This is a genomic window from Reyranella aquatilis, assembly GCF_020880995.1.
GTDB classification, from domain to species: Bacteria; Pseudomonadota; Alphaproteobacteria; order Reyranellales; family Reyranellaceae; genus Reyranella; species Reyranella aquatilis.
The window spans coordinates 736648-760753 of record NZ_JAJISD010000001.1; the positions used below are offsets into that span (position 1 = coordinate 736648).

29 protein-coding genes are annotated in these 24106 nt (G+C 66.5%); 13 read left to right on the forward strand and 16 right to left on the reverse strand.

Going from position 1 to position 24106, the window contains the following annotated elements:
- Positions 1-61: 61 nt before the first annotated feature.
- Entirely contained in the window at positions 62-1201 is a 1140-nt protein-coding gene (locus LJ725_RS03590; protein ID WP_289294606.1) for an acyl-CoA dehydrogenase family protein, read from the reverse strand.
- A 179-nt stretch (positions 1202-1380) separates the two neighbouring features.
- Here LJ725_RS03590 and map point away from each other — a divergent pair, with 179 nt between their 5' ends.
- Positions 1381-2127 (forward strand): type I methionyl aminopeptidase, encoded by a 747-nt coding sequence (gene map / locus LJ725_RS03595; protein ID WP_230549240.1) that lies wholly within the window; start codon positions 1381-1383, stop codon positions 2125-2127.
- A gap of 3 nt (positions 2128-2130) precedes the next feature.
- On the opposite strand, the gene LJ725_RS03600 is transcribed toward map, so the two are convergent.
- The 3 genes from LJ725_RS03600 to LJ725_RS03610 all read right to left on the reverse strand — a co-directional run bounded on the left by LJ725_RS03600 (position 2131) and on the right by LJ725_RS03610 (position 6196).
- A complete protein-coding gene (locus LJ725_RS03600; RefSeq protein ID WP_230549241.1) occupies positions 2131-2700 on the reverse strand; it encodes a hypothetical protein in 570 nt (189 codons plus the stop codon).
- Between the two features lie 68 nt (positions 2701-2768).
- Positions 2769-4283: a 3-hydroxyacyl-CoA dehydrogenase gene (locus tag LJ725_RS03605; RefSeq protein ID WP_230549242.1), complete on the reverse strand. Its 1515-nt coding sequence runs from the start codon at positions 4281-4283 to the stop codon at positions 2769-2771.
- A gap of 8 nt (positions 4284-4291) precedes the next feature.
- Entirely contained in the window at positions 4292-6196 is a 1905-nt protein-coding gene (locus LJ725_RS03610) for a propionyl-CoA synthetase (protein WP_230549243.1), read from the reverse strand.
- Positions 6197-6300: 104 nt separating this feature from the next.
- Between LJ725_RS03610 and LJ725_RS03615 the strand changes: the two genes are divergently transcribed.
- From LJ725_RS03615 to LJ725_RS03640, 6 genes are all read left to right on the forward strand, one after another.
- Positions 6301-6822, forward strand: a complete 522-nt coding sequence (locus tag LJ725_RS03615; RefSeq protein ID WP_230549244.1) for a hypothetical protein — start codon at positions 6301-6303, stop codon at positions 6820-6822.
- 68 nt (positions 6823-6890) lie between these two features.
- Positions 6891-7859: a Bug family tripartite tricarboxylate transporter substrate binding protein gene (locus tag LJ725_RS03620; RefSeq protein WP_230549245.1), complete on the forward strand. Its 969-nt coding sequence runs from the start codon at positions 6891-6893 to the stop codon at positions 7857-7859.
- A gap of 50 nt (positions 7860-7909) precedes the next feature.
- The gene (locus LJ725_RS03625) at positions 7910-9784 is read left to right on the forward strand and encodes an acyl-CoA synthetase (protein ID WP_230549246.1); all 1875 of its coding nucleotides are present in this window, start codon (positions 7910-7912) and stop codon (positions 9782-9784) included.
- A gap of 68 nt (positions 9785-9852) precedes the next feature.
- Positions 9853-11211: an SrfA family protein gene (locus LJ725_RS03630; RefSeq protein ID WP_230549247.1), complete on the forward strand. Its 1359-nt coding sequence runs from the start codon at positions 9853-9855 to the stop codon at positions 11209-11211.
- A 95-nt stretch (positions 11212-11306) separates the two neighbouring features.
- Complete coding sequence (locus tag LJ725_RS03635; RefSeq protein ID WP_230549248.1) at positions 11307-12032, forward strand: AzlC family ABC transporter permease; 726 nt, start codon at positions 11307-11309, stop codon at positions 12030-12032.
- Positions 12016-12324, forward strand: a complete 309-nt coding sequence (locus LJ725_RS03640) for a hypothetical protein (RefSeq protein WP_230549249.1) — start codon at positions 12016-12018, stop codon at positions 12322-12324. The genes LJ725_RS03635 and LJ725_RS03640 overlap by 17 nt, the downstream gene beginning before the upstream one ends.
- Positions 12325-12345: 21 nt before the next feature.
- Here the strand turns inward: LJ725_RS03640 and LJ725_RS03645 are convergent, their stop codons facing one another.
- Positions 12346-12525, reverse strand: coding sequence for a YdcH family protein (locus LJ725_RS03645; protein ID WP_230549250.1), 180 nt, complete (start codon positions 12523-12525; stop codon positions 12346-12348).
- Positions 12526-12675: 150 nt separating this feature from the next.
- A complete protein-coding gene (locus LJ725_RS03650; protein ID WP_230549251.1) occupies positions 12676-13239 on the reverse strand; it encodes a TIGR02444 family protein in 564 nt (187 codons plus the stop codon).
- A gap of 94 nt (positions 13240-13333) precedes the next feature.
- On the opposite strand from LJ725_RS03650, the gene LJ725_RS03655 reads away from it, so the two are divergent.
- From LJ725_RS03655 to LJ725_RS03665, 3 genes are read left to right on the forward strand one after another with little or no spacing between them, the layout of a single operon-like run.
- Positions 13334-13558 (forward strand): YdcH family protein, encoded by a 225-nt coding sequence (locus LJ725_RS03655; RefSeq protein ID WP_230549252.1) that lies wholly within the window; start codon positions 13334-13336, stop codon positions 13556-13558.
- A gap of 7 nt (positions 13559-13565) precedes the next feature.
- Positions 13566-14099 carry a 5-(carboxyamino)imidazole ribonucleotide mutase gene (gene purE, locus LJ725_RS03660; RefSeq protein WP_230549253.1) on the forward strand — a complete coding sequence of 178 codons (534 nt, stop codon included), beginning with the start codon at positions 13566-13568 and terminating at the stop codon, positions 14097-14099.
- Positions 14099-15202 carry a 5-(carboxyamino)imidazole ribonucleotide synthase gene (locus tag LJ725_RS03665; protein WP_230549254.1) on the forward strand — a complete coding sequence of 368 codons (1104 nt, stop codon included), beginning with the start codon at positions 14099-14101 and terminating at the stop codon, positions 15200-15202. The genes purE and LJ725_RS03665 overlap by 1 nt, the downstream gene beginning before the upstream one ends.
- Here LJ725_RS03665 and LJ725_RS03670 read toward each other — a convergent pair.
- Positions 15147-15809, reverse strand: a complete 663-nt coding sequence (locus LJ725_RS03670; RefSeq protein WP_230549255.1) for a COQ9 family protein — start codon at positions 15807-15809, stop codon at positions 15147-15149. The genes LJ725_RS03665 and LJ725_RS03670 overlap by 56 nt on opposite strands.
- 124 nt (positions 15810-15933) lie before the next feature.
- Here LJ725_RS03670 and rpsU point away from each other — a divergent pair, with 124 nt between their 5' ends.
- Positions 15934-16137: a 30S ribosomal protein S21 gene (rpsU, locus tag LJ725_RS03675; RefSeq protein ID WP_020696578.1), complete on the forward strand. Its 204-nt coding sequence runs from the start codon at positions 15934-15936 to the stop codon at positions 16135-16137.
- Between the two features lie 57 nt (positions 16138-16194).
- On the opposite strand, the gene LJ725_RS03680 is transcribed toward rpsU, so the two are convergent.
- The 7 genes from LJ725_RS03680 to LJ725_RS03710 form a co-directional block, all read right to left on the reverse strand.
- Positions 16195-16518, reverse strand: a complete 324-nt coding sequence (locus tag LJ725_RS03680) for a hypothetical protein (RefSeq protein WP_230549256.1) — start codon at positions 16516-16518, stop codon at positions 16195-16197.
- A 31-nt stretch (positions 16519-16549) separates the two neighbouring features.
- Positions 16550-16891 (reverse strand): type II toxin-antitoxin system RelE/ParE family toxin, encoded by a 342-nt coding sequence (locus LJ725_RS03685; RefSeq protein WP_230549257.1) that lies wholly within the window; start codon positions 16889-16891, stop codon positions 16550-16552.
- Positions 16848-17132, reverse strand: a complete 285-nt coding sequence (locus tag LJ725_RS03690; RefSeq protein WP_230549258.1) for a type II toxin-antitoxin system ParD family antitoxin — start codon at positions 17130-17132, stop codon at positions 16848-16850. Before LJ725_RS03690 ends, LJ725_RS03685 begins: the two co-directional genes overlap by 44 nt.
- Positions 17133-17187: 55 nt before the next feature.
- Positions 17188-17733, reverse strand: coding sequence for an HAD family hydrolase (locus tag LJ725_RS03695; protein ID WP_230549259.1), 546 nt, complete (start codon positions 17731-17733; stop codon positions 17188-17190).
- Between the two features lie 62 nt (positions 17734-17795).
- Positions 17796-19205 carry an NAD(P)(+) transhydrogenase (Re/Si-specific) subunit beta gene (locus LJ725_RS03700; RefSeq protein WP_230549260.1) on the reverse strand — a complete coding sequence of 470 codons (1410 nt, stop codon included), beginning with the start codon at positions 19203-19205 and terminating at the stop codon, positions 17796-17798.
- Positions 19206-19220: 15 nt separating this feature from the next.
- Complete coding sequence (locus LJ725_RS03705) at positions 19221-19643, reverse strand: NAD(P) transhydrogenase subunit alpha (protein WP_068196072.1); 423 nt, start codon at positions 19641-19643, stop codon at positions 19221-19223.
- 10 nt (positions 19644-19653) lie between these two features.
- A complete protein-coding gene (locus LJ725_RS03710; RefSeq protein WP_230549261.1) occupies positions 19654-20802 on the reverse strand; it encodes a Re/Si-specific NAD(P)(+) transhydrogenase subunit alpha in 1149 nt (382 codons plus the stop codon).
- A gap of 143 nt (positions 20803-20945) precedes the next feature.
- Here LJ725_RS03710 and LJ725_RS03715 point away from each other — a divergent pair, with 143 nt between their 5' ends.
- Both LJ725_RS03715 and LJ725_RS03720 read left to right on the forward strand, forming a co-directional pair.
- Positions 20946-21962 (forward strand): 2-hydroxyacid dehydrogenase, encoded by a 1017-nt coding sequence (locus tag LJ725_RS03715; RefSeq protein ID WP_230549262.1) that lies wholly within the window; start codon positions 20946-20948, stop codon positions 21960-21962.
- Between the two features lie 28 nt (positions 21963-21990).
- Complete coding sequence (locus tag LJ725_RS03720; protein WP_230549263.1) at positions 21991-23118, forward strand: hypothetical protein; 1128 nt, start codon at positions 21991-21993, stop codon at positions 23116-23118.
- Positions 23119-23147: 29 nt separating this feature from the next.
- Here the strand turns inward: LJ725_RS03720 and LJ725_RS03725 are convergent, their stop codons facing one another.
- Both LJ725_RS03725 and LJ725_RS03730 read right to left on the reverse strand, forming a co-directional pair.
- Positions 23148-23804, reverse strand: coding sequence for a SanA/YdcF family protein (locus tag LJ725_RS03725; RefSeq protein WP_230549264.1), 657 nt, complete (start codon positions 23802-23804; stop codon positions 23148-23150).
- Positions 23805-23895: 91 nt separating this feature from the next.
- A complete protein-coding gene (locus LJ725_RS03730; protein WP_230549265.1) occupies positions 23896-24087 on the reverse strand; it encodes a DUF6726 family protein in 192 nt (63 codons plus the stop codon).
- Positions 24088-24106: the final 19 nt, after the last annotated feature.

Sequence of the window (24106 nt, forward strand, 5' to 3'; positions counted from 1 at the left end):
GGGGTAGCGCACACCCCTTCAGCCCCCTCACCTAACCTCTGCCCCTGGCGGGGGAGAGGAATCAGAGCGTTCGCCCAATGAGTTCCTTCATGATCTCGTTGGTGCCGCCGTAGATCTTCTGCACACGGGCGTCGGCGTAGAGGCGGGCGATCGGGTATTCCCACATGTAGCCATAGCCGCCGTGGAACTGCAGGCATTCGTCGATCAGCTCGCATTGCAGCTCCGTGGTCCAGTACTTGGCCATCGCCGCGGTCGCGACGTCGAGCTCGCCTTTCAGATGCTTCGCCACGCAATCATCAACGAAGACGCGGGCGATATGGGCCTTGGTCTTGAGTTCCGCCAGCTTGAAGCGCGTGTTCTGGAAATCGATGATCTGTTTTCCGAACGCCTTGCGCTCCTTCACGTAGGCCAGCGTATGCTCCAGCGCCGCCTCGATGGCCGCCACCGCCTGGATGGCGATCACCAGCCGCTCCTGCGGCAGCTGCTGCATCAGCTGGACGAAGCCCATGCCCGGCCCGCCCAGCAGATGATCGGCCGGCACGCGCACGTCCTGGAAGAACAGCTCCGACGTGTCCTGCGCCTTCATGCCGATCTTCTCGAGATTGCGGCCGCGCTTGAAACCTTCGCTCTTCGTCTCGACGGCGATCAGCGAGGTGCCCTTGGCGCCGAGCGCGGGATCGGTCTTGGCGACCACGATCACGAGATCGGCGAGCTGGCCGTTCGAGATGAAGGTTTTGGAGCCGTTGATGACCCAATGGTTGCCGTCCATCACGGCCGTGGTCTTGATCGCCTGCAGGTCGGAGCCCGTACCCGGCTCGGTCATGGCGATGGCCGTGACCAGTTCGCCGGAGCAGGCCTTGGGAATCCACTTCTTCTTCTGCTCCTCGGTGCCGTAGTGGAGCAGGTAGGGGACCACGATGTCGTTGTGCAGCGAGAAGGCGGGACCGGAGGCCAGCGCGCGTCCCTGCTCCTCGATCATGATGGCGCTGTAGAGGAAATCGGCGCCCACGCCGCCATAGGCCTCCGGCATCGTCATGCCCAGCAGGCCCTGCTCGCCGGCCTTGCGCCACAGGTCGCGCGGCACGATCCCCTCCTCCTCCCACTTCATGTGGAAGGGCGTCACTTCCTTCTCGAAAAAGCGCCGGCAGGTGTCGCGGAACATCTGGTGTTCGGGCGTGTAGTGCGCGGCCAAAGCAGTCACGAGCGTCGTCCTCCAACGAACAGGTCAGTCAGTCTTCTTGAAGGGACTGTGGGCCGGCTGCGAACCACGCGCCAGCGCTTCGGATGTAGTTTACCTTTACGTAAACGTCAACCTACGGCCCCGATTGTGCGCGGAAGTTTTTGGTGCGCCACCGCGCCATGGCGGTTACGCAGCAGGCCATGACCATCGAAAATGAAGAGCAGCTCGAAAAGCTGCGCATCGTGGGCAAGCTCGTGGCCCGTACCCTCACCGCCATGGGCGAAGCGCTCGAACCGGGCATGACCACCCGGGAACTGGACGATCTCGGCCGCGGCCTGCTGGAGCAGGCCGGCGCCCGCTCGGCCCCCGAACTCACCTACGACTTTCCCGGCGCAACCTGCATTTCGATCGGCCCCGACTGCGCTCACGGCATTCCGGACGACACCGTCATCAAGGCGGGCGACCTGATCAACATCGACGTCTCGGCCGAACTGGACGGCTACTTCGGCGACACCGGCGCCAGCTTCGCCGTGCCCCCGACCCGCCCGCGGATACAGCGCCTGTGCGAGGATGGCCGCAAGGCCATGTGGGCTGGTATCCGCGCCGTGAAGCCGGGCGCCCGATTGAACGAGGTCGGCCGGTCGATCGAGACGTTCGCAAACAAGAACGGCTACAGCCTCGTCCGCAATCTCGCGAGCCACGGTGTCGGACGGTCGCTGCATGATGAGCCGTCGGAGATCCCGACCTGGTACGAGAAGAACGATCGCCGCAGGATTACCGAAGGTCTCGTCTTCACGATCGAACCATTCCTGTCGCTTGGCGCGGAATGGGTCGAGGAAATGGACGATGGCTGGACGCTGCGCCCCCCGCACCAGGAAGCCACCGTGCAGTACGAGCACACGCTCGTGGCGACCCGTCGCGGGCCGTTGATCCTGACGCTCGCCTGAGCGCTACCGCACGGTGGGACAAGGCACGCTGGTCAGACGCGAATCGCAGACGCTGACCTCCTCGACGTACTTCTTCAGCTTCTCCAGGCGTTCGGGAGTGGGTACCGAGCGCACGGCGCGCTGCACGACGTAGAAGCTGTCGTTGCCCTTGATGGCCTTGATCATCGCCGTCTCGGGTTTGCCCGTCGAGGCAAGCAACGGGCAGCTCAGCAGGACCGAGGCGGACTCGTAGCCCTTCACCTTGCCGGTCGCGACCGCGGTGGAGGTGCTGCCCTTGCAGCCATCCGACCATTGCTTCTGCATCGCCGCGAGGAACGGGCCCGGCTGGAGATCCTTGCGGCTCAGGAAGACCTGGACCGTGACCATCTCCGTCCAGTTCTGCACTGTCTCCGCGGCCGGCACGAACTCCTGCATGTTCATGCCGTTCTTGGAGTCCTTGAAGCCAACCTTGAAGCCCTGCGGCATGCCGACGAGCAGGTTTTCGTTCTTCAATTGTTGTGCCTGCCCGCCAGCGGCGGTCAGGCAAAATAGGACGGCCCCACCGGCCGCCATCCATTTGCTCCGCTTCGTCATCGCATTCCCCTGCAAGAAGGTTGCAGGGGATTGAACGACGGTTCGGTGGCCCTGTTCCCTGGCGATCGCTACTCGACCGTCGTCGCGCTGAGGCCCAGCATCGCGCGGCGGCGCAGCCACTGGCTGGGGCGGTAGCGGTCGTCGCCGGTGATCGCCTGGATCTGCACCAGTATCTCGTGGCACTCCTTGACGCCCAGCCAGTCGGCCAGCGCCAGCGGGCCGCGCGGATAGTTGAGGCCGAGCGTCATCGCCGTGTCGACGTCGGCGGCGGAAGCTATGCCGATCATCGCCATCTCGCAGCCGAGGTTGGCGATCATCGAACACATGCGTTGAGCGATGAAGCCGGGCGAGTCCTTGATCACGGTCACCTTGGTGCCGGACTTGGCGAGCAGCGCCACAGTCGCGTCGCGGATGGCGGGATCGAAGCCCGGCGCCATCATGATGGTGATGCGCTTGGAGACGTCGCCCGTCAGGTCGACCGCGACGGTGCGCTTCGGGTCGAGACCCAGTTCGACCGCCGTCGTGGTGCAGTCCTTGCCGATCGGCGCCACCAGGATCGGGCTCTTGCCGTCGTCGGCCGCCAGCATCTTTGCACCGTCCGCGTTCACCAGGCTCATCAGCTTGGTATTGTGCGTGTCCATGATGACGACGCTCGACGCCGGCACGTGCGAGGTCGGGTGATCGGCGCCCGCGTCGATCTTCGTGCCCTTCTCGTCGTAGGCGTACCAGCCACCGCCGGTCTTGCGGCCGAGCTTGCCCGCCGCATAGAGGCTCTCGTGATAGGGGCTGGGGGTCATGCGCCGGTCGTGGAAGAAGCCCTCGTAGATGATCTTGCGCGCCGGGAAGTTCACGTCGATGCCCGTCAGGTCCATCAGCTCGAAGGGCCCCATGCGGAAGCCGCAGGTGTCGCGCATGACGGCGTCGACCTGCGACGGCGTCGCCCGCCCCTCCTGCATGATGCGCAGGCCCTCGGTGCCGATGGCGGTGCCTCCGAGATTGACGAGGAAGCCCGGCGTGTCGCCCACCACCACGGGCACGCGCGTCTGGCGCTTGCCGAGCGCCACCATGGCGTCGACCACCCACTGCGCGGTGTCGGCGGCGCGGATGACCTCGACCAGCTTCATCAGCGGCACGGGGTTGAAATAATGCATGCCGCAGACGCGGTTGCGGTGCTTGAGCGAGCGCGCGATCGAGGCGATGCGGATCGACGAGGTGTTGGACGCCAGGATCGCCTCCGGCGACACCACGGCTTCCAGTTCGCCGAACAGCTTCTGCTTCACCTCGAGATTCTCGAACACCGCCTCGACGACGACGTGGCAGCCCTTCAGGTCCTCGATCTTCTCCGCGACGCCGAGATTGGCGTCGGCCTTGGCGAGATCCGCATCGGTCAGACGGCCCTTCGTGACCAGACCCTTCAGCGTCTCGAGGATCGCAGCCTTCGCCTTTGCGGCTCCACCCGGCGCGGCATCGAACATGATGGCCTTCATGCCGCCCTGTGCGGTGACCTGAGCGATGCCACGGCCCATGGCGCCGGTTCCCACGACGCCGACGGTCAGATCGGGACGGTTGATGTCGAGACTCATCTTAACTCCTACTTGTTTGCGAACCCGGCCGTCTTCAGGCCGTCCTTGATTTCATCCAGCACCGCCGGATCCTCGATCGTCGCCGGCAGCGTCCACGGCTGGCTGTCGGCCATCTTCTGCATGGTGCCGCGCAGGATTTTGCCGGAGCGCGTCTTGGGCAGCCGCTGCACGACCAGCGCGCTCTTGAAGAAGGCGACGGGGCCGATGCGGTCGCGCACCATCTGCACGACCTCAGCGGTGATCTCCTGCGGCGGCCGGTTGACACCGGCCTTCAGCACCAGGAAACCGAGCGGCACCTGCCCCTTCAGCTCGTCGGCAATGCCGATCACGGCGCACTCGGCGACATCGTTGTGCGCGCCCAGCACCTCCTCGATCTGGCCCGTCGACAGGCGATGGCCGGCGACGTTGATCACGTCGTCGACACGCGTCATGACCGAAACGTAACCGTCCTCGTCGATGAAGCCCGCGTCGCCGGTCTTGTAGTAGCCGGGGAACTCGCTCATGTAGCTCTGCCTGTAGCGCTCGTCGGCGTTCCACAGGGTCGGGAAGGTTCCCGGCGGCAGCGGCAGCTTGCCGGCCAGGGCACCGACTTCACCCGGCTTCATCGGATGGCCGTTCTCGTCGAGCACGTCGAGATGCCAGCCCGGCGACGGCACCGAGGTCGAGCCGAGCTTCACTGGCATCGGTTCGAGGCCCTGGAAGTTGCCGCAGATCGCCCAGCCGGTTTCGGTCTGCCACCAGTGATCGACCACTGGCACGCCCAGCAGCTTCTGCGCCCATTCGACCGTTGGCGGATCGCCGCGTTCGCCGGCGAGGAACAGCGTGCGGAACTTCGACAGGTCGTAATTCTTCAGCAGCTTGCCGTCGGGATCCTCGCGCTTGATCGCTCGGAAGGCCGTCGGCGCTGTGAAAAGCGCCATCGCCTTGTGCTCGGAGATCACGCGCCAGAAGGCGCCGGCGTCGGGCGTGCCCACCGGCTTGCCTTCATAAAGGATCGTGGTCGCGCCATGGATAAGTGGCCCGTAGACGATGTAGCTGTGGCCCACGACCCAGCCCACGTCCGAGGCGCACCAGTACACTTCGCCCGGCTCGACGCCGTAGAGGTTCTTCATCGACCAGGAGAGCGCCACGCAGTAGCCGCCGGTGTCGCGCACCACGCCCTTCGGCTGGCCTGTCGTGCCGGACGTATAAAGGATGTAAAGCGGATCGGTGGCCTTCACGGGCACGCACGCAGCAGGCTGCGCCTTGGCAAGCGCCTCGTTCCAGTCGAGGTCGCGGCCGGGCACCATCGTCGCCGCGCTTTGCGACCGCTGCAGCAGGACGACCCGTGGCACCTTGTGCTTCGCCTGCTCGATCGCCTGGTCGACCAGCGGCTTGTAGTGAACGATGCGCGTCGGCTCGATGCCGCAGGAAGCGGTGAGGATCAGCTTGGGTGCGCAGTCGTCGATGCGGCTCGACAGTTCCTTGGCCGCGAAGCCGCCGAACACCACCGAATGGATGGCGCCCAGCCGCGCGCAGGCGAGCATCCCCATCACCGCTTCGGGGATCATCGGCATGTAGAGGATGACGCGATCGCCCTTGCCCACGCCCTGCGCGGCGATCATGCCGGCGATGCGCGCGACCTGGTCGCGCAGTTCACGATAGGTGAATTTCTTCTTGGTGTCGGTGAGCGGCGAATCGTAGATCAGAGCCACCTGCTCCGCGCGCCCGCCGTCCACATGCCGGTCGAGCGCGTTGTGGCACGCATTCAGTTCGCCCCCCGCAAACCAGCGGTAGAACGGCGGATTGGTGCCATCGAGCACCTTGTCCCAGCGCTTGCTCCAGTCGATGGAGGCAGCCTGCTCGGCCCAAAAACCTTCCGGGTCGCTCAGCGAGCGTGCATGCACGGCGCGGTACTTGTTCCCGACGGTCATGAGGTTTCTTCTCCCTTTTGACAGTCAGGATTAACGCCCGGCATGGACGGCGGCAATCCGGATGTATCCGGATACAGGAGCATGTTGTCTCACGGAGTATTTCGATGCGCAGACGTTCCCTGCCGGCCCTTCTCGGTTCATTCGGTGTGGCGGTTTTCCTGCCGGACGCCGCCCGCGCCCAGGGCTGGATCGAATACAAGCCCGAAGGTGGACGCTTCCGGGTCGACTTCCCCGCCCTCCCGAAGATCGCCATCGTCCAGATGCCCATCGGGAACGGCAACACGGTGCCGATGACGGAGGCGACCGCCGTCGTTGCCCGGGTCGCCTACATCGCCTCCTATGTCGACTATCCCGCCAACGTGACGAAGGGTGCGGCCGCGGACGTGATCCTGAACACCGTGCGCAACGGCGCGGCATCCGGCGGCTCCCATCGCGACGAGAAAAAGCTCCAGATCGGTCGTGTCGAGGGCCGCGAGTTCACGGTCGTGCAGCCCGGCGGCACCATTGCCGTCAGCCGGATCTACTGGTCGCGCGGCCGGCTGTTCCAGCTCGTGGTCGACGGTCAAGCCGGCATCGAGAACCAGCCGGCGACGCGCCATTTCCTCGACTCCTTCGCTCTTATCTAGGAACGGCTGTCGCCGGCGGCCGCAGACCGCTATCCTCCCGACAACGAAGATGTTCCTGGGAGGGAACGATGGTCGGTCGCCGTGAGGTGGCGCTGGGCGGGCTCGCCGCGCTGGCGTCGACGCGTGTGCAGGCTCAAACTGCCAGTTGGCCCGCCAAGCCGATCAGACTGATCGTGCCCTACGGCCCCGGCGGCTCGGCCGACCAGGTCGCCCGCCTCTACGCCGAAAAGATGAGCGCTTCTCTCGGCCAGCAGATCATCGTCGAGGACAAGCCGGGGGCCTCCGGCGGCGTCGGCGCACAGATGGTCGCGACGGCCCCACCCGACGGCTATACGCTCCTGCTCTCGCCGACCGCGATCATGGCGATCACGCCGGCCGCGCGGAAGGTGCCGTACAATCCGGAGGAACTCGTCGCTGTCGCGCGGCTTTCGACGCCAATCCTCGTGGTCACGATCACGAATGCGCTCGGCGCTAAGAGCTGGGCCGAATTCGTGGCGCTGGCCGAGGCCAATCCCGGTAAGTACTGGTTCGGCTCCTCTGGCCTCGGAACCATCACCCATCTCACAGGGGAAGTGCTGACGCGCGCGGCCGGAATCCAGATGCAGCATTCGCCCTACAAGACCATCGTCGATGCGACGGGCGACGTGTTCGACGGCCGCATCCAGATGGTCTTCGATCCGTCCTTCGTACCGTATGCCAAGGCCGGCAAGGTGCGCGCCGCATTCGTCGACCAGCCGACGCGCATGGCGGACCTGCCGGACACGCCAACCGCAATAGAGGTCGGGCTCGACCTCAAGGGCTTCCGCGCGCGCAGCTGGTTCGGCCTGTTTGCGCCGAAGGGAACGCCGGAGCCCGTGCTCAAGCGTCTCTCGGATGCTGCCGCCCAAGCTGCCGCCCTGCCCGAGATGAAGGAGAAACTGCTCCTCGTGGCGCAGAACGTGGAGTATCAGTCCTACACGGACTTCGCGCGTCAGGTGCGGGACGATCAGGTCTACTTCGCCAATCTGCTGAAGGACCTCGATATCAGGCTGGAGTAGCTGCGGCGCCCTGTGAGAGAGTGCCGGTATCAGGAGACAGACGGAAGATCATGGCCAAGCGCAAGACGGGAAAAGGCAACGGCAAGTCCAAGGCTCAGGCCAAGCGCAAGGTCGCCGCCAAGGCGAAGAAGCCGGCCGGGCGTGTCGCGAAGAAGGCAGCTCCCAAGAAGGCCGCCTCCCCGAAGAAGGCCGTCGCACCGAAGCCCCTTGCCCGGCCCGGCCAGCGGCGGCCGGTGAAGAGCCGGACCTCCGTCACGCGCCTCGCGCCGCCCCGTCCGGTGTCTCACAGGACCGCGCTTGCCGCGCACAACATCTACGAGCGAGACCTCGACAGGACGCCGGCGAACTTCGCCGCACTGACGCCATTGCAGTTCATCGAGCGCACGGCGAGCGTCTATCCCGACCATGTCGCCCTGGTTCACGGCGAGCGTCGCCAGAGCTGGGCCGAGACCTATGGACGCTGTCGCCGCCTCGCCTCGGCGCTGGTCAAGGTCGGCATTGGCATCGGCGACACGGTCGCGATCATGGCACCGAACATCCCGGAGATGTACGAGGCGCATTTCGGCGTGCCGATGACGGGCGCCGTGCTCAACTCCCTGAACACCCGCCTCGATGCGGCGATGGTCGCCTTCATCCTCGACCACAGCGAGACCAAGGTGCTGCTGGTCGATCGCGAATACCATCGCGTCGTCACCGAGGCGCTGGCGATCGCCAAGGTTCAGCCGCTGGTCGTCGACATCGACGATCCCGCTTGCGACGACCGCGCCCAGATCGGCGATACGACCTGGGAAGAGTTCATCGCCGACGGCGATCCCGATTTCGCCTGGGCCTATCCGTCGGACGAGTGGAACGCGATCACGCTCAACTACACGTCGGGCACCACCGGCAATCCCAAGGGCGTCGTCTTCAGCCATCGCGGCGCCACGCTGTCGGCCTACGGAAACGCCACGCAATGGCCCATCGGCCTGCACCCGGTCTATCTCTGGACCCTGCCGATGTTCCACTGCAACGGCTGGTGCTTTCCCTGGACGCTGGCGCTGGTCGCGGGCACCAGCGTCTGCCTGCGCCGCGCTTCGGCCAAGACGATCTTCGATGCCCTGGCCGACAGCGGCGTTACCCACATGTGCGGCGCGCCGATCATCATGCAGTTCATCATCGGCGCCACGCCGGCCGAACGGCGGACGTTGAAGCAGCGGGTCGAGTTCATGACCGCCGCCGCCCCGCCGCCAGCCGCCGTCCTCGAGGCGCTGGAGAAGGAAAACTTCAGGGTCACCCATGTCTACGGCCTCACCGAGGTCTATGGCCCGGCGACGATCTGTGCGTGGCACGAGGCCTGGGACTCGCTGCCGTCGCACGAGCGGGCACGGCTCAAGGCGCGCCAAGGCGTGCGCTACACGGCCGAGGACGGCGTCACCGTAATGAACCCGAAGACCATGAAGGAGGTGCCGCGCGACGGCACCACGATGGGCGAGGTGATGTTCCGCGGCAATCTGGTGATGAAGGGCTATCTCAAGAACCCGGCGGCCACGAAGGAGGCCTTCGACAAGGGCTGGTTCCATTCAGGCGACCTCGGCGTCCTGCATGAGGACGGCTACATCGAACTGCGCGACCGTTCGAAGGACATCATCATCTCGGGCGGTGAGAACATCTCGACCATCGAGGTCGAGAGCGCGATCATCGCCCATCCCGCCGTGGCCAACGCCGCCGTGGTCGCCAAGCCCGACGAGAAATGGGGCGAGACGCCCTGCGCCTTCGTCATGCTGAAGCCGGGTGCGACGGCGACGGTCCAGGACATCATCGCCCACTGCCGCGCCCATCTCGCCGGCTACAAGTGCCCCCGTCATGTCGTCTTCCGCGACCTGCCGATGACATCGACCGGCAAGGTGCAGAAATTCGTCCTGCGCGAATGGGCCAAGGCCGCCTGACGCCGCACTCGCGCCGGCCATCGCAAACCATCGCGCCGCCACAATCGGCGGGCTAGTTTCTGGTTCCCATGGCCGGCGAAGCAACGCTCATCGTGACGACCCGCAGCGGCGTGCGCCCGCTCGGCGTGCGCGGCGAGCCCCTGCACAATGCGGCACCGCAATTGCGACGCGTGGTCCGCCGCCGGCTGGGCGATGCCGCTGCAGACCTGCTGGCCGATCCGCAGCTCCATGAAAGCGATCAGGGCATCGACTGGTATGCGGACTGGTCCGGCCCCGTCCGCCCCGTCACCGAGCTGCCCGCGGCCGAGCGTGACTCGGTGCTAGCGAAGATCGAGGCCACGCTCGCGGAGATCCGGCGCCTGGGCGACATGCTGGCGGGGCATGGACCGAAGGAAGAGACCGGCGTCGTCGGCCTTTCCCTGAAGCTCGCGGCCCGCGCACCTTCTCCGGCCTTTGTTTTCCTGGTCGGCGACCGTCCGGTGATCGTCGCCTGGGGCTACGAAAAGGAAGCGGCCAGCGCGCTGTTGCCGCTGGCGCTGCCGCGCGTACCCGACCGACCCGCACCGGAGTTGAGAGCACCCGAGCGACGCCCGGTGCTGGAAGCCGCGCAGGTGGCACCCCGCACCGTCCCGGCCATCGTTCCCGCCAGCGTGCCATGGTGGCGAACCCTCGCCGTGGCGCTGCCGCTGCTGCTCCTGCTGCTGGGTGGAGCCTGGTTGCTGCGCGGGCTGCTGCCGGTGGCACCCGACGTCGCCATCGCCACGCGCGAGGGACCGCCGGCGCCGCCGCCGCTCGAGGCGCCGCCGGATCCGGTGCCGGCCCTGAAGGCCGCCTATTCGACCGAGCAGTCGCGCGAACGGGTGCTGAAGGTGGAACTCGCACTAGCCGAGGCGGAACTGAAGAAGCGCATCGCCGACTGCAAGCCGCCGGAACCGCCCAAGCCGCCGCAGGTCGCCGCCGCGCCGCCGCCGATGATCCCGCCGGCCCCGAAGCCCGCGCCGCCCAAGGCCACGCCCCAACCCGCGCCGCAGCCGCGCAATCCCGGCGACGATCGTCTGCGCCTGCCGAACGCTCCGACAAACGACTACTCCTTCATGCAGGGCTGCTGGCGAACCGACCCTTTCCGTCACGAGGCATTGCAGCTGCAGCCGGGAGTCTCGTCCTACTGCTTCGATGCGAGCGGCGCGGGCCAGCTCGAATGGCGGCGCGGCCGCACCGCCTGCCGGACACGCGCCCAGGCCCGCTTCGAGGGGACGGTGCTGCGTCTGCGCGACGCCGATTCGACCTGCAACGACGGGTCTCGCTGGTTTTCGGACCAGCTCGTCTGCCATCGCGGCTCCGACAACGTCGCCGTGTGCAGCGGCCAGTCGCGCAATGCCTACGGGGCGCCCGTGACCTGGTCGGTCAACCTGCACAAGCTGAACTGACCCAGTTCATGCGCGACTGAGTTAAACTCGGTTCCTGCCGCAGCGCCCCTGCCCTAGATTGCGCGCCGTTTCCTCATTACCCGGTGGCAGTTTCAGTGTCCCTTTCCGCGCGCGTGACGTGGCGCAGTTTCCAGGCCGGCGCCCTGCGCATGATCCTGCCGGGCCTCGCATCCCTGCCTTTCGGAATTGGCTTCGGCGTCGCCGCCGCGCAGAAGGGCCTCAGCGCCTTCGAGACCACGCTGATGAGCTTCACCGTCATGGCCGGCACCAGCCAGATGGTGGCGCTCGATATCTGGGCCCAGCCCCTGCCGCTGATGGCCCTCGCGGTTTCGGTGTTCGTGGCCAACCTGCGCTACTTCGTGATGGGCGCCGCGCTGCAGCCTCACCTTCCGCATCTTCCGTGGTGGCTGCAGCCGCCGGTCTGGTACGTGACAGTCGACCAGAACTGGGCGGTCAACATCGCGGAGTATCGACGCGGCCACGGCGACCTCGGCAAATTCCTCGGCGGCGGTTGCGTGATGGCCTGCATCTGGTCGGGCTCGACTCTCGCAGGCCATCTCGCCGCGGGCGGTATCCTTTCCGATCCCACGATGGCCAAGCGGCTGGGCCTCGACTTCGTGGGCGTGGCCGTGTTCGTCGTGGTGGCGACGATCCTGTTCCGCGGCAAGCGCGACATTGCACCGTGGATGGTGGCGATCGCCGCGGCCTTCGCCGCCAGATGGCTGATCGGCGGCAACTGGTACATCGTGATCGGCGGCCTGGCCGGCGGGGTGTTCGGCGCACTGCGCGATCTCGGGAAAGACGATGTCCGCCAGTCCTGAGAACCTGATCGCCATCTTCGTCATGGCCCTCGCGGCGATGGCGGCGAAGGGCGGCGGCTTCATCGCCATGCGATGGCTCGGCCGCCATCGCTTCGTGACCGCCCTGCTCGATCACGCCCCGGGCGCGGTGCTGGTGTCGGCCGCCGTCGTGCCGCTGGCACAAACGGGCGGCGCGTTCGTGGTGGGAGCCGTCGTCGCCGCCGTGCTCACCCGCAAGGTCGGAGGGTTTACCCCCGGCCTGTTCGGTGGCGTCGGCGCCGTGGCGCTGGCCCGCTGGGCGGGCCTCGCCTGAACTGCTGGATGACGACGGACGTCAGTGCGACGTGTCGGGCTCGCTGAGACGGACAATCTCGTCCTTGATCATGAGCTTCCGCTTCTTGAGGCTGCAGATTGCATCGTCGTCGGGATGCGGCCTCGCGTTTTCCTTGTGAATCGCCTGCTCGAGAACAGCGTGCTTGTTCTTCAGTGCTTCGATGTGGTCCACGGTGCTCATAGTCGGATACCTCCGAGTTTGTTTGCGAGGACAGCAGAAGTCTGACTCTGACATTGGGCGGAGTCACGTCGAATCAACCCGTGAAGCGACCGGCCGGCGAAGATTGTGCATAACCGTCGCTTCGGTCAGCGACCGCCAACGATCCGCAACTCAGGCCGCGAGGCCCACGGCCTCCGCCACCTCGGGCGCCGCAAGCGCGGGAAAGGTCGCGCGCATCAAGGTCGCGACAGCCTTGCGATCCTTCTCGTCGGGTATGACGCCGAGACAAACGGCGTAGACGCCGAGATTGCCGACGGCCGCCCGCAGGCGCTTCTCTGGCGAACGATCGCGATCGGCCGGCGGCGTGTGCAGCCCGGCGAGCTTGAGTTGCTCCGCGTGCTCGGCCGCCAGTTCCGCGTCGGCAACGCGCCGGCGCACGGCATCCACCGTTTCGGGCAAGGCACCCGGCCAGCTCCGGTCCTTGAGTCGGCGCCGCATCTCGCGCAGCGGCTTCACGACCTCCGACTGCCAGGCATCGCTGGCGGCGAGGATCGAGCGCAGCCGCTCGGCCGTCAGCGTCGGCCGCCCCGAGGCGCCCAGCCAGCAGCAGAACAGCAGGACGTTGACGTCGCAGCCGCGCCGCTCCTGCAGATCGAGGCACGCTTCCGCCACGCCCTCGCCGGCGTAGAGCTCGAGCGAGAAGTTCCAGAACGGATGGGGGAGAAAGTCCGACACGGTTGGTTGGCCTTTGGGCGCTTCCCTTTGCGCGGGCTACGGGGTACACGGCCGGGAGCGACGTGGCTAGCCTGCCTGGACGAGTGCGCCCCGCATGAATGACCTGACGTCGTCGGACCCGCCGGACGCCGAGACCATCAAGGCCAAGCTGGAGGCCCTGAAGAGCGAGCATCGCGACCTCGACGAGGTGATCGATCGCCTGATCGAAAAGCCGCCGTTCGACCAGCTGCAGCTCCAGCGGCTCAAGAAGCGCAAGCTCGGCCTGAAGGACCAGATCCTGCGGCTGGAAAGCCGGCTCATTCCCGATATCATCGCCTGAGAAGAGCATGGCCACGAAAACAACAAAACGCCGCCCTGCCGCCAGGCCGGCGGTCGGCCTCATCATGGGCAGCCAGTCCGACTGGTCGACCATGCGTCACGCCGCCGAGACGCTGGAGGCGCTGGGCGTCCCGTTCGAAGCGCGCATTATTTCCGCGCACCGGACCCCGAAACGCATGATGGACTACTCTGCCAGCGCCAAGGGGCGCGGCTTGCAGGTCATCATCGCGGGCGCGGGCGGTGCCGCCCACCTTCCCGGCATGACGGCCGCCATGACTCCTCTGCCCGTTCTGGGCGTCCCGGTGGAAAGCGCCGCCCTGAAGGGGCAGGACAGCCTTCTTTCTATTGTCCAGATGCCTGCGGGCATACCGGTCGGAACACTCGCCATCGGCCGCGCGGGAGCGATCAATTCGGCTCTTCTGGCAGCCTCCATCGTCGGTCTTGGCAACGCCAAAATCATGGCCGCTGTCGAAGCGTGGCGGACCCGCCAGACGGCAGCTGTCGCGAAGCTTCCCACAGACGACTCCCCGGCCCACCGCTGATGGCGGCCGCTCCTCCTCTCCCGCCGGGATCGACCATCGGCATCCTGGGCGGCGGCCAGTTGGGGCGCATGACGGCGCTTGCCGCGGCCCGCCTGGGCTACCGCTGCATCGTCTATGCCCCGGACGAAGATCCGATCGCCGCGCTGGTCTGCGCCGGCCATGTCCGTGGGGCCTACGACGACGTCGAGGCCCTAGCCCGGTTCGCGGCCCAGGTGGACGTCGTCACCTATGAGTTCGAGAACGTCCCCGAAGGCGCCGTGCTGGAATGCGAGAAGCTGAAGCCGGTCCGGCCGGGCGTTAAGCCCATCCATTTCGCCCAGCATCGCCTCCGTGAGAAGGATTTCCTGCGCAAGCTCGGGATCGGCACGGCCGACTACCAGCCCATCCGCTCCGAGGCCGACATCGCCGCCGCCACCGCACTGCCCGGCATCCTCAAGACCTGCACCGAGGGGTATGACGGCAAGGGCCAGGCGCGCGTGACGGACAGGGCGGGACTGGCCGCCGCCTGGGACAAGCTCGGCCGGCGGGAATGCATCCTCGAAGCCATGGTCGATTTCGAGTGCGAGGTCTCCGCCATCGTCGCCCGGGGGCTCGACGGCGCCACGCGCTGCTTCCCGATCGGCATCAACGGCCATCGCGACGGGATCCTGCGCACCACCACCGTGCCGTCAGGCCTGCCGGCGGCAACGCTCGCCACGGCCGAGCGCTTCGGAATCGAACTGGCGCAGGGCCTCAATCTCGTGGGTCTGGTGGCGCTGGAAATGTTCGTGACGAAGGATGGACGCGTGCTGGCCAACGAGATGGCGCCGCGGCCGCACAACTCCGGTCACTGGACCATGGACGCCTGCGCCACCAGCCAGTTCGAGCAGCTGGTCCGCGCCATCTGCGGCCTGCCGCTGGGGCCGGTCGACGTGCTGGCGCCGTCGCGCATGGAGAACCTGATCGGCGACGAGGCCAACGGCTGGCCCCGCTACCTCGCCGAGCCGACGGCCCGGCTGCATCTCTACGGCAAGGCGGAAGCCCGCCCCGGCCGCAAGATGGGACACGTCACCTACGTGCTGCCGGGCGTGCTGCCGCCCTCTTCGGGTTCGTCCAGGACCTGACCTGCCCCTTGAGCTTCTCGATCCGCATCACGTCGTCGATGCGTCGGTCGAGGAAGGCCCAGGTGGCCTCGGCGTCGGGCGAGCGGTCGTTCAGCCAGTAGAGCAGGGTCGAGGAATAGACGCCGGCCAGGGTCGCGCGCTTGGTGTAGAAATTGAAGTCGGTGCTGGTGTCGCCCGCCGCGTACCACATGGCGTCCACAGTCCCGTAGAGCAGCTTCATGGCCAGCGGGGCATTGAAGGGCAGCGACAGCAGGGAAAGCGCCCGCCGTGCCGCTTCGCGCTGTCCGGCATGACGCTCCAGGCGGATGCGGACGGCGGCCTTGATGCGATCGCGGATCTTGAGGGCGATGACGCCCTCCTTCTCCATATCCTCGACCATGCGCATGTCCGATCGCCGGCTGAGATAGGCGAGGACATCGAGAGGCCCGCCGGGAAACAGCCTCTCCCCCTCGCCGGCCGGCAGATCGAGGCCCCGCGCGGCGCTGGCGAGGGCCGCCCGCGTCCAGCCGTCGAAGCTCGCCTCGGAGGCAAGAGCGTCGGCCAGGCGGTCCCTCAGCAGGGCATCCGGGTCATTTCCCGCAAAATCGGGGGTTTTCTGCTCATCCATGACGTGGAATATAGGGGTCAATCGGGGGGTTCCCAAGGGTATCGCCCTGTGATACCTACGCCGCCTCTGAATTCAGGCCCCGGTCAATCCGCGGGGCAAGCCGCATTGGAAGGAAGCGATCGAAGTGCAGGTTCTCGTTCGTGAAAACAACGTCGATCAGGCGCTGCGCGTCCTGAAGAAGAAGATGCAGCGCGAAGGTATCTTCCGCGAGATGAAGCTCCGCCGTAATTACGAGAAGCCCTCCGAGCGCCGCGCCCGTGAGCGCGCCGAGGCCATCCGCCGCACCCGCAAGCTGATGCGCAAGCGCATGGAGCGCGAGGGCTACTAGTCCTCTCTCCTCGCACGAGACGACAACCCCCGGCATCCCCGGGGGTTTTTGTTTGGTTCAAGGCGAACAACGACGATAGGCAGCGGTCGGCCCGCCCATGCCCCAGCCCATGCCGTAGAAGGCCAAAGTATCCGGCTCGACATACTGGACGTTTGCGACCTCGCCTTGGGCGGCCCAGCGTAACGTCGGCCGGCCACTTACTTCGTGGGTGTAGAAGACAATCGCCGCAGGCTTGCCCTCACCCATCGCTACCGTCGTCGGCGTGACGACCAGCCGCTCCGTTGGAACCGAGCACCTTCCGCTCTTGGCCCATGTGCCCAGCATCTCCTGAGCCGCGGGCTGGGCCACCGCATGAGACGGCCAGCCAAGAGCCGCCACCATGGCAACAACGATAGCCCTATGTATCGAATGCCTAACGGCGTGCACGCAACGCCCGCTCATAATCCTGCCCACCATAGAAAATCCGGACGATCGTCACCTCCGCTTTTCCAACTTGGAAGACAATCGTCACCCGACGCTCGAAGCCCATGATCCGAAGTCCGCCCCGGATATCGTCCCTCGTCGTTCCGCGCTTGGGAGAGGTTTCCAGAGAGAGACACACTTCTTCGATCCGGCCGATGTAGTCCCCGGCAATTTCCAAGCCCGCGTCCTCAGCGATATGCCGGTGCAACGCAAGGAGATCGGCCTCTGCGGCAGGACGAAAGACGACCTCAAATTTTTTCACGGCGGCGGCGGCTCTTGCTTGCTGCCGCATGATGGTCGCGCAAACGACGGAAAACTTCGTGGGCCGGGACGCTCGGCGCCGGATCAGCGAACGCTTCTTCCACTTTCTGTCGTAACCAGCCGTCGACAGCCGACTCTTCCCGATCCAGTGCCCGCAGAGCCGCACGCACCACCTCGCTCGCCGAGGCGTACGCGCCGGATGTCACGCGACTCTCGACACTCTCATGAAGTTCGCCGAGCGTGACAGTAATGGGACGACTCGCACGGGGCACGGATATTCCTCCCAATGATATGACACTGTCATACTAGGGCTGGCGTCGCGCTGCTTCAAGCCATGAGCGCTGCGATTGCCGCTTCCAACTCGGCCACATCGGTAACGACGGCATCGGGCGTTTCAGCCGCCGAACGTGGCCGCTGCCGGCGCCAGCGGCCGGAGCGGAACTGGATGGTGGCCATGCCCGCCGCTTTGGCGGGTGCGACGTCGGCGTCGATCCGGTCGCCGACGAAAACACAGTCAGCCGGCGGTATGCCGTGATCGCGCGTGAACAGGTCGGCGATTCCGGCCCGCTCAAGCCGTTCCCAGCGCGGCTCCCGCGCTCCGAGCGTCAGCCCGCGCGCCTTGAGGCGCTCCAGCAAGCCCTCAATCTCGGGCCGGATCTGGAAGGCATCGAGTTGTCCCGTCATCGCCTCGACCCGACGCGCCACGCGCGCCACCGTTGCGGGCTCGCCGCCGCACAGCGTCTCGATCATGTGGCGTACGATATCGGGCGCGAAGGCGGCCACCGCCAGCTCGGACGCTTCCTCGACCGTCGTCGGATCGACGCGGATGCCTTCCAGTCCGCAGGCCGCGGCAATGGCGCCGTCGAGCGCCATCTCCCAGGCGAATTCGAGATCGACCGCGCCGCCGATGTCGAAGATGACGGCGCGATAGCGGCTCAGTGCGCGGAGCCTTCGAGCGCCTTCACGATGTTCTCGCACATCACCTTGGCGTCGGCGAAGAGCATCATCGTGTTGTCGCGGAAGAACAGTTCGTTGTCGACGCCGGCATAGCCCGAGGCCATGCCGCGCTTCACGAACAGAACGGTCTGGGCCTTCTCGACGTCGAGGATCGGCATGCCGTAGATCGCGCTCTTGGGGTCGGTCTTGGCGGCCGGGTTGGTGACGTCGTTGGCGCCGATCACGAAGGCCACGTCGGTCGAGGCGAAGTCGCGGTTGATGTCGTCGAGCTCGAAGACCTCGTCATAGGGCACGTTGGCCTCGGCCAGCAGCACGTTCATGTGGCCCGGCATGCGGCCGGCCACCGGATGAATGGCGTAGCGAACCTGCACGCCCTCCTTCTTCAGCAGGTCGGCCATCTCGCGCAGCGCGTGCTGGGCCTGCGCCACCGCCATGCCGTAGCCCGGCACGATGATGACCGACTGCGCGTTCTTCATCAGGAAGGCCGCGTCCTCGGCCGACCCCGCCTTGACCGGCTTGTCGTTCTTCGCCGCCGGGCCACCGGCCGCCGCGCTGTCAGTGCCGAAGCCGCCCAGGATCACGTTGAAGATCGAGCGGTTCATGCCCTTGCACATGATGTAGCTCAGGATCGCGCCCGAGGAGCCGACCAGCGCGCCGGTGACGATCAGCGCCGTGTTGCCCAGGGTGAAGCCGATGCCGGCCGCCGCCCAGCCCGAATAGGAATTGAGCATCGACACCACGACGGGCATATCGGCGCCGCCGATCGGCAGGATCAGCAGGAAGCCCAGCGCCAGCGACAGCACCACCAGCAGGACGAAGGTCGAGGTGTGGCCGCGCATGGCGAACCAGACCAGCAGCACGACCAGCGCGATGCCCAGCAGCGCGTTCAGCGGATGCTGGCCCTTGAAGACCAGCGGCGAGCCCGAGACCAGGCCCTGCAGCTTGGCGAAGGCCACGACCGAGCCGGTGAAGGTGATCGCGCCGATCGCAGTGCCCAGGCCCATCTCGATCAGGCTCTGCACCTTGATCTTGCCGGGGACGCCGAGGCCGAAGGCTTCGGGCGAGATGAAGGCCGCCGCCGCCACGAACACCGCAGCGAGGCCGACCAGCGAATGGAAGGCCGCCACGAGCTGCGGCAGGGCCGTCATCTGGATGCGCAGGGCGACGAAGGTGCCGATCGCACCGCCGATCACCAGGCCGGCCATGATCAGCCAGGGCGAGAGGACGCCCGGCGACAGAACGGTGACGCCGATGGCAATCACCATTCCGACGATGCCGAACAGGTTGCCCTGCCGCGAGGTCGTCGGCGAGGACAGGCCGCGCAGCGCCATGATGAAGCAGATGGCGGCGATCAGATAGCCATAGGCGGCCAGTTCCTGGGTGAACATCCCTGCTGCTCCCGCCTACTTCTTGACCGGCTTCTTCTTGAACATCGACAGCATGCGGTGCGTGACGATGAACCCGCCGAAGATGTTCACGGCGGCCAGCGCCACCGCGATGAAGCCGAAGAGCTGGGCGGCGCCCAGCCCCTTGAGGCCGGCCGCCAGCAGTGCGCCGACGATGATGACGGAGGAGACGGCGTTGGTGACGGCCATCAGCGGCGAATGCAGCGCCGGCGTCACCCGCCAGACCACGTAGTAGCCCACGAAGCACGAGAGCGCGAAGATTGTCAGCAGCGCCACGAACGGCATGTGACCGTCCGGCACCGCGACCGGGCTCGCCGCCGCCGCATCGGTGATCTGCTGCGCCAGGGCCTTCAGCTGGCTCGCGACGTCCTGTGCCTGGGTCGCGAGCTTGGAGGCTTCGCCTGCGATCTTGTCGTCCATGGGGCCGCTCCTAAGCCTGGGTCAGCGAGGGATGCACGATCTGCCCGTCGCGGGTGACCAGCGTGCCCTTCACGACCTCATCCTCGAGATTGATCGTGAGCGCCTTGGTCTCCTTGTCGACCATCGGCGTGATGAAGTTGAGCAGGTTGCGCGAGAACAGCGCCGAGGCATCGGTCGGCAGCTCGCCCGGCAGATTGGCCGGCCCGACGATCTTCACGCCGTACTTCTCGACCACCTTGCCGAATTCGGACAGCGGGCAGTTGCCGCCCTGCTCGACCGCCATGTCGACGATCACCGAGCCGGGCTTCATGGTCTTCACCATCTCCTCGCTGACCAGCACCGGCGCCTTGCGGCCGGGGATCAGGGCTGTGGTGATCACGATGTCCTGCTGCCGGATGTGGTCCGCCACGAGCGCCGCCTGCTTGGCCTGGTACTCCGGGCTCATCTGCTTGGCATAGCCACCGGCCGTCTCGGCAGCCTTGAACTCGTCGTCCTCGACCGCCACGAACTTGGCGCCCAGAGACTGGACCTGCTCCTTGGTGGCCGGACGCACGTCGGTCGCGGTCACGACAGAGCCGAGACGGCGGGCCGTGGCGATCGCCTGAAGGCCGGCGACGCCCACACCCATGATGAAGCTGCGCGAGGGCGCCAGCGTGCCGCCCGGTGTCATCATCTGCGGGAAGATGCGACCGTAGTTGTTTGCGGCCAACAACACGGCCTTGTAACCGGCGAGATTGGCCTGCGAGGACAGAATGTCCATCGACTGGGCCCGCGTAATGCGGGGAATGAGCTCGAGGGCGAAGGAGGTCACGCCGCGCGACGCGAGGGCCTGCACCAGCTCCTTGTTGGTGAGCGCTCCGAGCGGCGCCATGAGCGTCTGGCCCTGCCGCAGCAGGCCGAGTTCGTCGAGCCCCTCTTCCGCCGACATCGGCCGCTGGATCTTGAAGACGATATCGCTGCCGGCGACGGCCGAGGCCGCGTCGGGCACGATGGTCGCACCGGCCTCCTGGTAGGCCTGGTCGGTGTAGGCGGCCGCCGTTCCCGCTCCAGCTTCAATCGTGATCTCGGCACCCAGCGCCTTCAGCTTCTTGACGGTCTCGGGCGTGGCGGCCACACGGGTTTCGTGGGGCCTGCGTTCTTTGACAATGGCGATTTTCATGGAGCGCTTCAGATCCGTTTGAACGCGGCGGGACGCTTCGTGTTAACCACCTTGCACAGCGTTCCGTTCTTTGCCAAGCCGGTTTTTCGCCGCGCCGGACATGGCGATTTATCTGCGGTGCAACGCACGTCATACTTGCGGCCATGGCCGCTCCCGTTCGCTCCCGTCCCGCCCTCCTCACCGGTTTTCACTTCACCAAGCCCACACTGGCCGCCTTCTCCGAGCGAGGCGACATCGTTGGCCACATGGACAGTCCGACGCCCACGGTCGCCGACATCCCGCCGGGCGTCGCCCGTGCCGTGCAGGCGATCGTCAGCACCGGCAGCGTCGGCATTTCCGATGCCATGATGGCCGCTCTGCCAAGGCTCTCCCTGTTCTGCTGCTACGGCACCGGCTACGAACGGGTCGACCTCGAAGCGGCCCGCCGGCGCGGCATCATGGTCACCCACGGGGCCGACGCGAATGCGCCCGACGTGGCGGAACTGGCCGTCGGCATCCTGCTCGCCTCGACGCGCCGACTGGTCCGCGCCGACAAGATGATCCGGCGCGGCGAGTGGAAGCAGCGCATCCCCAACCGCTTCGGCCCTATCGCCGGCCTGAGCGGCGGCAAGGTGGGCATCCTGGGCCTCGGCGCCATCGGCCTGGAAGTGGCCAGGCGCCTCAAGGGTTTCGACGTCGAAGTCGCCTACTGCAATCGTAACCGGCGCAGCGATGTCGACTTCCGGTACTTTTCGAACGTGATGGCGCTCGCCACCTGGTGCGACTACCTGATCGTCTGCCTGCGCTCCGATGCCTCGAACCGGCACATAATCAACGCCGAGGTACTGAAGGCACTGGGTCCGCGCGGCCACCTGGTCAACATCTCGCGCGGCTGGGCGGTCGACGAGGCGGCGCTGGCCGACGCCCTGCGCAACGACGTCATCGAAGGCGCGGCGCTCGACGTGTTCGACGAGGAGCCCTACACCGGCACCGAACTGCTGGAACTCGACAAGCTGGTCATGACGCCCCATTTCGGCGGCGGCACGGAGCATGCCCAACGCCGCATGACCGATCTGGTCTGCCGCAATCTCGACAATCACTTTTCCGGCAGGCCGGTCGTCTCGCCGGTACCGGAACTGCGCGAATGGGCGAACGCCCCTGACGCTCCCCGGCCGCGCTGACGGCCCCTTGGACGTAGCGGGCAGACTGGTGGGAACAAGCACCGCGGGGTATCCGCAGGGCGTCGAACGGGCCGCCAATGCCGGTCTGATCGTCGCGCTGATCCTGGCATTCTACGTCGGCTTCGGTGTGCCGATCCTCTGGGCCATCAACTACTACATCCCGAGCTTCTTCGACGGCTTCGGCCGGCGCAGTCTTGTGGGGACGCTGCTCTACCCGTTCGGTCCCCTGCGCTTCGAGTATGTTTTCGTGGCAGCGCTCCAGATGGCCGTCCGCTACACGCTGATTGCGATCCTGTTCTGGCGCGCGTGGCATTCGTCGCTCCCGCTGAAACTGGTGGTGATCGCCTTCCTCGTCGCACCGACCGGCGGCTATCTCTTTCACACCGCCGGCTATCCCGAGGACGTCCTCTACCTGGCGCTGCTGGCAGCAATCCACGTGCCGCCCCTGCCAGCCCTCCTGATCATGGGGGCCACGCTCTTCGTCCAGGAGCTGGCGGCGTTCACCGTCATCCCGCTCTACATCACGAGCCTCGTTCTGCGCCGTGAATTCGGAAGGGCCGTCGTGCACGGCGCCGCCCTGGTCGCGGTTTTCGCCGTTATCTACCTGTTCCTCCAGACGGTACCGCCCGAGGCCATCGAGGCGCTGCTGGCACGGGTGCGCGCCGTCGCCCGCTACACCATCGACGAGAGCTACTACCAGCTGTTCCGGAACGACTTCGTCGGCGAGCGAATGCGCAACTATTACATGCCCCCGGCCCGCTACCTGACCCGGTCGCTGCTGCTGGCAGGCTGCGTATCGGTCGTGGTGGCGGCGGCCTGCTACCGTCGTTCCGATCGCTGGTTCGGCCTGCTGAACGTCCTGTGCGTGCTCGGCGCGTGTCTGGCGCCTCTGCTTCTCGGGTTCTTCGGCTGGGACGTCTTCCGCTGGGTCTTCCTGTCCCTGCTGTCCGGCCTCTTCGTTCTCCTGTTCGTCGCAAGGCCCTCGCCGGCGCCGGTCGTGCTGGCGGTTGCCGGCCTGCTGATGGTCTTCGCCCTCGTCGGCCACCTCGAATACTTCGACGGCGCGCAGCCACGCCCGGTGCTGTCTTATGAGCGGTTCATGGATTTCTGGGGCGCCGAGCTGCCGCAGATCCTCGGCAAGGCGCTGTCCCGGTGAAGACAGTCCTACCCGATAGAAAACCGTCCTTAGTTCGGCGGATCCGTGCCGACAACGATGGGCTTGCCTAAATATCGCGCCGGAGTGTCGAACCAGACATCGAAAAACGCACGAAGGGCAGAGGGGTAGCGCCGCAATTCGGTGATGAGGCTGTAAGCCCGCGCAACGTCCCGCGCTTCGAAGCCCCAGGCCTCGATGCCCTGCTCGCGAGCAAGGAAGATCGCCCGCGACAGGTGGAAGCGCTGCGACACGATGATCAGCCGAGTCTGGCCGAACACCGATTCCGCCCGCAGCACGGAGTCCAGCGTGCGAAGGCCCGCGAAGTCCCGGTAGATGGCTTCCGCCGGCACGCCGCGCTCTATCAGCCCGGCGCGCATCGCTGTCGGCTCGTCATAGCCGGCGCGGCTGTTGTCGCCGCTCACCAGCAGGTACTTCACCCTGCCGGCCTTGTAGAGGGCGGCGGCCGCGTCCAGGCGATACACGAAGTAGCGGTTGGGACCGCCTTCGGGACCGATCGGCGCCGCGCCCAGCACGAGGGCCACCGGAATCTCGGGCAGGCGGGCCGGATCTGAGGCGATGTAGGGAGCCGCGAGCGCCTCTAGACGACGCTCCGCCACCCAGGACAGAAGAGAAAGCACCAGGGCAAGCGCGCCGAGGGCCAGCACCGCGTAGAGCATCAAACGCATGTCATCGTCCCGACCGCACTCCCCGCTCCGCAAGGAGCCGCTGACAGAAGATGATCTATCACGCGGGAGCCCGTGGGAACGACAGCGATCGCTAGTCGATCGCGTCCGCGGTCTTGTCGAGCGGGTAGGCGACGACGTCTCCGGCCACCGGTACGAGCTTCGCCGTGGCGCTGGTCACCCGGACCGGGAATGCTGCGACGCCACACCCGGAGAGAGCGGTCGCGACGCCCATGAGCATCGCGGCAGCCACGAGGCGCCTGGGAGAAAGAAAGCAGGTCATCATGGCGGTAAAACGCCCGCGC

Coding starts and splice junctions, on each gene's coding strand:
- LJ725_RS03620 (WP_230549245.1), top strand. CDS start 6,891: ATGGTCGGTCGCCGTGAGGTGGCGCTGGGCGGGCTCGCCGCGCTGGCG.
- LJ725_RS03715 (WP_230549262.1), top strand. CDS start 20,946: ATGGCCGCTCCCGTTCGCTCCCGTCCCGCCCTCCTCACCGGTTTTCAC.
- LJ725_RS03605 (WP_230549242.1), bottom strand. CDS start 4,283: ATGAGTCTCGACATCAACCGTCCCGATCTGACCGTCGGCGTCGTGGGA.
- purE (WP_230549253.1), top strand. CDS start 13,566: ATGGCCACGAAAACAACAAAACGCCGCCCTGCCGCCAGGCCGGCGGTC.
- LJ725_RS03630 (WP_230549247.1), top strand. CDS start 9,853: ATGGCCGGCGAAGCAACGCTCATCGTGACGACCCGCAGCGGCGTGCGC.
- LJ725_RS03730 (WP_230549265.1), bottom strand. CDS start 24,087: ATGATGACCTGCTTTCTTTCTCCCAGGCGCCTCGTGGCTGCCGCGATG.
- LJ725_RS03680 (WP_230549256.1), bottom strand. CDS start 16,518: ATGGTGGCGGCTCTTGGCTGGCCGTCTCATGCGGTGGCCCAGCCCGCG.
- LJ725_RS03655 (WP_230549252.1), top strand. CDS start 13,334: ATGAATGACCTGACGTCGTCGGACCCGCCGGACGCCGAGACCATCAAG.
- LJ725_RS03710 (WP_230549261.1), bottom strand. CDS start 20,802: ATGAAAATCGCCATTGTCAAAGAACGCAGGCCCCACGAAACCCGTGTG.
- LJ725_RS03700 (WP_230549260.1), bottom strand. CDS start 19,205: ATGTTCACCCAGGAACTGGCCGCCTATGGCTATCTGATCGCCGCCATC.
- LJ725_RS03670 (WP_230549255.1), bottom strand. CDS start 15,809: ATGGATGAGCAGAAAACCCCCGATTTTGCGGGAAATGACCCGGATGCC.
- LJ725_RS03615 (WP_230549244.1), top strand. CDS start 6,301: ATGCGCAGACGTTCCCTGCCGGCCCTTCTCGGTTCATTCGGTGTGGCG.
- LJ725_RS03725 (WP_230549264.1), bottom strand. CDS start 23,804: ATGCGTTTGATGCTCTACGCGGTGCTGGCCCTCGGCGCGCTTGCCCTG.
- LJ725_RS03685 (WP_230549257.1), bottom strand. CDS start 16,891: ATGCGGCAGCAAGCAAGAGCCGCCGCCGCCGTGAAAAAATTTGAGGTC.
- LJ725_RS03610 (WP_230549243.1), bottom strand. CDS start 6,196: ATGACCGTCGGGAACAAGTACCGCGCCGTGCATGCACGCTCGCTGAGC.
- LJ725_RS03665 (WP_230549254.1), top strand. CDS start 14,099: ATGGCGGCCGCTCCTCCTCTCCCGCCGGGATCGACCATCGGCATCCTG.
- LJ725_RS03645 (WP_230549250.1), bottom strand. CDS start 12,525: ATGAGCACCGTGGACCACATCGAAGCACTGAAGAACAAGCACGCTGTT.
- LJ725_RS03695 (WP_230549259.1), bottom strand. CDS start 17,733: ATGGCGCTCGACGGCGCCATTGCCGCGGCCTGCGGACTGGAAGGCATC.
- LJ725_RS03600 (WP_230549241.1), bottom strand. CDS start 2,700: ATGACGAAGCGGAGCAAATGGATGGCGGCCGGTGGGGCCGTCCTATTT.
- LJ725_RS03625 (WP_230549246.1), top strand. CDS start 7,910: ATGGCCAAGCGCAAGACGGGAAAAGGCAACGGCAAGTCCAAGGCTCAG.
- LJ725_RS03705 (WP_068196072.1), bottom strand. CDS start 19,643: ATGGACGACAAGATCGCAGGCGAAGCCTCCAAGCTCGCGACCCAGGCA.
- LJ725_RS03640 (WP_230549249.1), top strand. CDS start 12,016: ATGTCCGCCAGTCCTGAGAACCTGATCGCCATCTTCGTCATGGCCCTC.
- map (WP_230549240.1), top strand. CDS start 1,381: ATGACCATCGAAAATGAAGAGCAGCTCGAAAAGCTGCGCATCGTGGGC.